Annotated in this window: 6 protein-coding genes; 5 read left to right on the forward strand and 1 reads right to left on the reverse strand. The window is 65.2% G+C overall.

Annotation, left to right across the window (positions count from 1 at the left end; translation table 11 throughout):
* Both EN749_RS27595 and EN749_RS27600 read left to right on the forward strand, forming a co-directional pair.
* A partial coding sequence (locus EN749_RS27595; protein WP_145991023.1) for a class I tRNA ligase family protein occupies positions 1-1,606 on the forward strand: 1,606 nt, incomplete at its 5' end.
* A 206-nt stretch (positions 1,607-1,812) separates the two neighbouring features.
* Entirely contained in the window at positions 1,813-2,493 is a 681-nt protein-coding gene (locus EN749_RS27600) for a hypothetical protein (protein ID WP_127271160.1), read from the forward strand.
* 36 nt (positions 2,494-2,529) lie between these two features.
* Here EN749_RS27600 and EN749_RS27605 read toward each other — a convergent pair whose 3' ends face one another.
* Positions 2,530-2,979, reverse strand: a complete 450-nt coding sequence (locus tag EN749_RS27605; RefSeq protein ID WP_127271509.1) for a nucleoside deaminase — start codon at positions 2,977-2,979, stop codon at positions 2,530-2,532.
* A gap of 281 nt (positions 2,980-3,260) precedes the next feature.
* On the opposite strand from EN749_RS27605, the gene EN749_RS27610 reads away from it, so the two are divergent.
* The 3 genes from EN749_RS27610 to EN749_RS27620 all read left to right on the forward strand — a co-directional run.
* Positions 3,261-5,426 carry a pseudouridine synthase gene (locus EN749_RS27610; protein WP_128364352.1) on the forward strand — a complete coding sequence of 722 codons (2,166 nt, stop codon included), beginning with the start codon at positions 3,261-3,263 and terminating at the stop codon, positions 5,424-5,426.
* A complete protein-coding gene (rsmD, locus tag EN749_RS27615) occupies positions 5,426-5,980 on the forward strand; it encodes a 16S rRNA (guanine(966)-N(2))-methyltransferase RsmD (protein WP_128364353.1) in 555 nt (184 codons plus the stop codon). Before EN749_RS27610 ends, rsmD begins: the two co-directional genes overlap by 1 nt.
* Positions 5,981-6,119: 139 nt before the next feature.
* Positions 6,120-6,793 (forward strand): pitrilysin family protein (locus EN749_RS27620; RefSeq protein WP_145991024.1); only part of this gene is annotated, 674 nt, incomplete at its 3' end.

Consider the following 6,793-nt stretch of genomic DNA (forward strand, 5'->3'; position numbering starts at 1 on the left):
CCCTCACTCCTGGCGGTCCAAGAAACCGATCATCTTCCGCAACACGCCGCAATGGTTCGTCTACATGGACAAGGACCTCGGCGACGGCTCGACACTGCGCAGCCGGGCGCTCAAGGCCATCGACGACACCCGCTTCGTGCCCGCCGCCGGCCAGAACCGCATCCGCGCCATGATCGAGGAACGCCCGGACTGGGTGCTGTCGCGCCAGCGCGCCTGGGGCGTGCCGATCGCCGTCTTCGCCGATGCCGACGGCAATGTGCTGAAGGACGAAGCGGTCAACCAGCGCATCATGGACGCCTTCGAGCAGGAGGGCGCCGACGCCTGGTTCGCGGCTGATGCCAAGGAGCGTTTCCTTGGCAATCACGACGCTTCGAAGTGGAAGCAGGTGATGGACATCCTCGACGTCTGGTTCGATTCGGGCTCGACGCACGCCTTCACGCTGGAAGATCGTCCTGACCTGAAATGGCCGGCCGACGTCTATCTCGAAGGCTCCGACCAGCATCGCGGCTGGTTCCATTCGTCGCTGCTGGAAAGCTGCGGCACCAGGGGCAGGGCGCCTTACGACACCGTCGTCACCCATGGTTTCACCATGGACGAGGATGGCCGCAAGATGTCGAAGTCGCTGGGCAACACCGTGGTGCCGCAGGACGTCATCAAGCAGTCGGGCGCCGACATCCTGCGTCTATGGGTGGTGACGACCGACTACTGGGAGGACCAGCGGCTCGGCAAGAACGTGCTGCAGACCAACATCGACGCCTACCGCAAGCTGCGCAACACCATCCGCTGGATGCTGGGTACGCTTGCCCATGACGATGGCGAAGAGGTGCCGCTGGAGAAAATGCCGGAGCTGGAGCGGCTGATGCTGCACCGGCTGGCCGAGCTCGATGAGGTCGTGCGCTCGGGCTACGACGCCTTCGAATTCAAGCGCATCACCCGCATGCTGCTCGATTTCATGGTGGTCGAGCTGTCGGCGTTCTATTTCGACATCCGCAAGGACGCGCTCTACTGCGACGCGCCGTCGAGCCTGAAGCGCAAGGCTTCGGTGCAGGTGGTGCGCCATCTCTTCGACTGCCTGGTAAAATGGCTGGCGCCGATGCTGCCTTTCACCATGGAGGAGGCCTGGCTTGAGCGTCATCCCGACGCCGTCTCGGTGCATCTCGACCAGTTCCCGCAAATCCCGGCGGACTGGAAGAACGAGGCGCTGGCGGAAAAGTGGCGCCAGGTGCGGCAAGTGCGACGCGTCGTCACCGGTGCGCTGGAGATCGCGCGCGCCCAGAAGGTGATCGGATCGTCGCTGGAAGCGGTGCCGGTCGTCACAATCAACGACGCAGCGCTCGAAGCGGCGATTTCAGATGTCGACATGGCCGAGATGGCGATCACCAGCGATCTGGTCATCGCTCATGGCGAGGCACCGGCTGGCGCCTTCGCGATCGACGACGTCAAGGGTGTCGCCGTGGTGGTCGAGAAGGCCGAGGATCGTGGCCTGTTAAAATGTGCACGCTCCTGGCGCTACACCGCCGATGTCGGCCAGGATCCGGAATTCCCGGATGTTTCGGCCAGGGATGCGGCGGTGCTGCATGAATTGAAGGCGCTTGGCCGGCTTTAGCGGTTAGTCGGCTGGATCGGTGCACAAATGCCACGCCGGGCGGGCGAAAACCGCCCGCGCGTTGCCCTTAACGAGTGGTTGAGGTAAACACGCGAAACTCCGGAAGACAAATTGTCGCCGGATTTCCGTCGCAAGTGCTTGGACGATGGGGACCGGCCACAAGGCTGGTGGCAATCGAGAGGCTGTCTAGAGTGGGACTTTTTGGCATGACCGAGAGATATAATGCGCGCTTGGCGCTGCTGGCGCCGCTTGTCGCGTCGGGCCTCGCTTTGTCCGGCTGCATGGGCTCTCCGACCTACGGCACCGACAAGACCGCCGGCGAACAGCTGGCCGGCGATATTTCGGGCGCCTTTTCATTCGCGCCGAAGCGCAAGGAACAGATCGACTACAAGCCGCGTCCGACGCTCGTGAAGCCGGCGCCAGGCCAGAAGGAAGCGCTGCCGGCCCCGCAGGACAGCATCGAGACGGCGAGCGCCGAATGGCCCGAATCGCCCGAGCAGCGCCGCGCCCGCCTGCGCGCCGACGCCACCGCCCATCAGAACGACCCGGCCTATCAGTCGGAGATCATCGACGACGTGCAGACGGACCCGGCCTCGGTCAAGAGGGCGATGGCGGAGTCAGGGTCGAGCCACCCGCCGGCATGGACACCGGCCGATTCCGACAAGGGCCGTGCCGCCGAGATCCAGCGCCGCCTTGCCGACAGCAAGCAGGGCGATCCGAACACCCGCAAATATCTGAGCGAGCCTCCAGTGCAGTATCGTGTCGCGGCCGGCACGGCGCCGCAAGATCAGCTTGGCGAGGACGAGTACAAGAAGGAACGCCGCCTCAAGAAAGAGGCGGAAGGCAAGAAGGGCAGCGGCTGGTTCGACTGGATGCCGTCTCTGTAAGAACACCACGTTGTGTCGCCGGGCGTTGCGCCCGGTTCAGCCGCGCCGTTCCCGGAAAAATTCCTTGAGCAATAGACCCGCTTCGGTCTCGCCCATGCCCGGATAGATGTCGGGCGCGTGGTGGCAGGTCGGCGAGGCGAAAAAACGTACGCCATTGACCACGGCACCGCCCTTGTCGTCGGCGGCGCCGAAATAAAGCCGGCGCAGCCGGGCGAAGGAAATGGCGCCGGCGCACATGGCGCAAGGTTCCAGCGTCACATAGAGATCATGGCCGGTCAGCCGCTCGGCCGACAGTTTGCGGCAAGCTTCGCGGATGACCAGCATCTCGGCATGCGCGGTCGGGTCGGCAAGTTCGCGTGTGCGGTTGCCGGCGCTGGCGACAACACCAGCGCCATTGGCGATGACGGCGCCGACCGGCACTTCGCCTCGCAAGGCGGCAGCCTCGGCCTCCTTCAGCGCCAGCGCCATGAAATCGGGCCGCTTCACGCGATTTCCACTCCGATTATCTCCTCGCCACCTGACGGAGCAAGTTCGTTTCGAATGAACCGCACTTGCTCCAGGCTTTTGATTTTCGTTTGTCTTTTTGGAAAAACCGGTCTCCACTTTTCCCTGACAAACTCCAGTGATCCTGTTATTGAGCGCAGGACCTCGAAAATCGGGACTCGGTTTTCGAAAATGATCATGCGCCACATCAAAAGTGCTACAGCGTTCGTTGCGCGCCCGAAAGGATGCGCCACGCTGTAGCAGCGCAAACGGATAAAGGCCACATGGACGACAACGACAAGAAATTCCGACCCAGGAAGGGTCCGGCCAAGAGTGGGCCGAAAGCCGCGGGACCGCGCAGCCGTGATGGCGCCGCGGGCAAGGGCGGCAAGCCGTCCTTTGGCGCCAAGAAACCTTACGCACCGCGTGGCGATCGGCCGATGGCTGCCGATGGCGAGCGGCCGAAGCGCGATTTCAAGGGCGGCGACAAGCCTTTCAGCAAAGGCCCGCGTCCCGAAGGCAAGCCTTTTGAGCAGCGCGAAGGGCCGCGCAAGCCCTACGCACCGCGCGGCGACCGCCCGATGGCCGCCGAGGGTGAGCGCAAACCGTATGAGAAGCGCGAAGGACCACGCAAGCCCTACGCGCCGCGTGGCGACCGGCCAATGGCGGCCGAAGGCGAGCGCAAGCCCTATGAGAAGCGCGAAGGACCGCGCAAACCCTACGCACCGCGTGGCGACCGGCCGATGGCCGCCGAAGGCGAGCGCAAACCGTATGAAAAGCGCGAAGGACCGCGCAAGCCCTACGCACCGCGCGGCGACCGCCCGGTGGCGGCCGAAGGCGAGCGCAAGCCGTATGAGAAGCGCGAAGGGCCTCGCAAACCCTATGCACCGCGGGGCGACCGGCCGGCTGCGGCGGCAGCGGGCGGCGAAAAGCGTTTCGACCGTCCCAAGCGTGATTTCATTGACCGCGCGCCGCGCGACGCCGGCGATCGCCCGAAGCGTGACTTCGCCGACCGCCCCAAGCGCGATTTCGGCGATCGCCCGAAGCGGGATTTCAACGATCGGCCGCAAGGCGCGGCAGGCGGCAGCTTCAAGCCACGCCCGCGTCCCGCCGAGGGCGCGGAAGAGGCAGGCGAGCGCATCGCCAAGCGGTTGGCCCGCGCCGGCCTGGCCTCGCGCCGCGATGCCGAGGAGCTGATCGCCGCCGGCCGCGTCAAGGTCAATGGCCGCGCCCTGACTTCGCCGGCCTTCAACGTCATGCCTGATGACATCATCCATCTCGACGGCATGGAAATCCCGCCGATCGAGCGCACCCGGCTGTTCCTGTTCCACAAGCCGGCCGGCGTCGTCACCACCAACCGCGATCCCGAGGGCCGCAAGACCGTCTTCGACGTGCTGCCGGCTGAATTGCCGCGGCTGATGACCATCGGCCGGCTCGACATCAACACCGAAGGCCTGCTGCTGCTCACCAATGATGGCGGCCTCTCGCGCGTGCTCGAACTGCCGGCCACCGGCTGGCTGCGCCGCTACCGGGTGCGCGTCCACGGCAAGGTCGAGGAAAGCGCGCTTGCGGGCCTGCGCGAGGGCATTGCCGTTGACGGCGTGTTCTACGGTGCCATCGAAGCCACGCTCGACCGCGAGCAAGGCACCAATGCCTGGCTGACGATCGGCCTGCGCGAGGGCAAGAACCGCGAAGTCAGAAACATTCTCGGCTCGCTCGGCCTCGACGTGACGCGGCTGATCCGCATCTCCTACGGGCCGTTCCAGCTCGATGACCTCGCCGAGGGCCATGTGCTCGAGATCAAGGGCAGGGTTCTGCGTGACCAACTCGGCGAGCGCCTGGTCGAGGAATCCGGCGCCAATTTCGACGCCGATGTCACCAAGCCGTTTTCCAACAAGCCGGTGCGGCGCACGGAAGTTCGCGAGCCGGAGCCGGAGCGGCCGAAATTCACCCGCGACGGTGAGCGCCGCCCGATCGGCGAGGGCGGTTTGATCAAGAACCGCAAACGCCGCGAAGGCAGCCGCGACGAGGCTCTGGGCAAGCTGTCGACAAGTCCCGACAGAAGCACGGAGAAGAGTTTTGGCGAACGCGGCCCGCGTCCCGAACGCAGCTTTGGCGACAAACCCCGCGGCGGCTTCGGCGACAAGCCTCGCGGTGGCTTTGGTGACAAACCGCGTGGCGGCGGGAAAAAGTCCGAGCGCGAGCAGCGGCCGATCGAGCCGCCCGGCCAGCGCAAGGCCAATGTCTGGATGGCGCCGGGCGCGCGGCCGATCGGCAAGGGCAGGGCCGATGCAGACGCAGCCAAGGCGGCTGAAGCAAAGGCGCGAAAGGCATCGTTCAAGCCGACCTATGTCAAACCGGCCGGCGCAAAGCCGTTCGGCAAGCCGCGCGGCGACCGTCCGACCAGCACACGCGGTGAGCGGCCGCGCGGCGGCCCCAAGGGCAAGTAATGAGAATCGTCGGTGGTGAGTTTCGCGGGCGTCCGCTGGCGACGCCGCGCTCGAGCGCCATTCGTCCGACGACCGATCGCACCCGCGAGGCGGTCTTCAACGTGCTGGCGCATCGCTTTGCCGAGCAGTTGGACGGCGCGCGTGTGCTCGACCTGTTCGCCGGCACCGGTGCGCTCGGGCTGGAAGCCCTGTCGCGCGGTGCCTCCTATGGCGTCTTCATCGAGGAATCGGCCGAAGGCCGTGGCCTGATCCGCGACAATGTCGAGGCCTTCGGCCTGACCGGCCGCACCAAGATCTTCCGCCGCGATGCCACCGGCCTTGGCGAAGCCGGCACGCTGGCGCCGTTCGGCCTCGTCTTTGCCGACCCGCCCTATGGCAAGGGCCTTGGCGAGCGCGCCTTGCAGTCGGCGAAAGCCGGCGGCTGGCTTCGCCCCGGCGCGCTGTGCGTGGTCGAAGAGGCGGCAGTGGCGCCCTTCGAGCCGGGTCACGGTTTTTCGGTGCTGGACGAGCGCAACTACGGTGAGACCGTCATCCGCTTTATCGAGGCGGCCTGATACGCCTTCGCGATTGGCGGTTCCTCTCCCCCGCTTCACGGGGGCGAGGAACCGAGCTCCGCCTCTAAAATGACCAACAATTAACTTTGCTTGTCGCCAGTACCTTGCCTATCGTCTGCAGACAGAACCGGAGCCGTTGATGACATCCAGGATTGAATGGCTGCGCGGAACGCTGTTGGCGTCCTCTTTGGCTTTTGTCATGACCAGCCCGGTGGCGGCCGAGAGCCCCGTCTTGCCCAACACGGTTCCGGCCGAGTTCAAGGTCACGGATTTCCTGCTCGACAACGGCATGGAGGTGGTCGTCATTCCCGACCACCGTGCGCCGATCGTCACCCATATGGTCTGGTACAAGATCGGCAGCGCCGACGAGCCGCCCGGCAAATCCGGCATTGCGCATTTCTTCGAACATCTGATGTTCAAGGCGACGACCAACCATGCGGCGGGCGAGTTCGACCGCGCCATCTCCGATATCGGCGGCTCCAACAACGCCTTCACCTCTTACGACTACACCGCCTTCCACGAGACGGTGGCGCCGTCGGCACTCGAGTTGATGATGAGCTTCGAGGCCGACCGCATGCGCAATCTCATTCTCACCGACGATGTCATCAAGACCGAGCGCGATGTCATCCTCGAGGAGCGCCGCTCGCGCATCGACAACAGCCCCGAGGCCGTGCTGGACGAGGAGGTCGATGCGACGCTGTGGCAGAACCAGCCCTATCGCATTCCGGTCATCGGCTGGATGCAGGAGATGCAGCAGCTGAACCGCGCCGACGCTGTCGCCTTCTACGACAAATACTACCGGCCCAACAACGC

It is taken from the genome of Mesorhizobium sp. M7A.F.Ca.ET.027.02.1.1, from assembly GCF_004022985.1.
Lineage (GTDB): Bacteria > Pseudomonadota > Alphaproteobacteria > Rhizobiales > Rhizobiaceae > Mesorhizobium.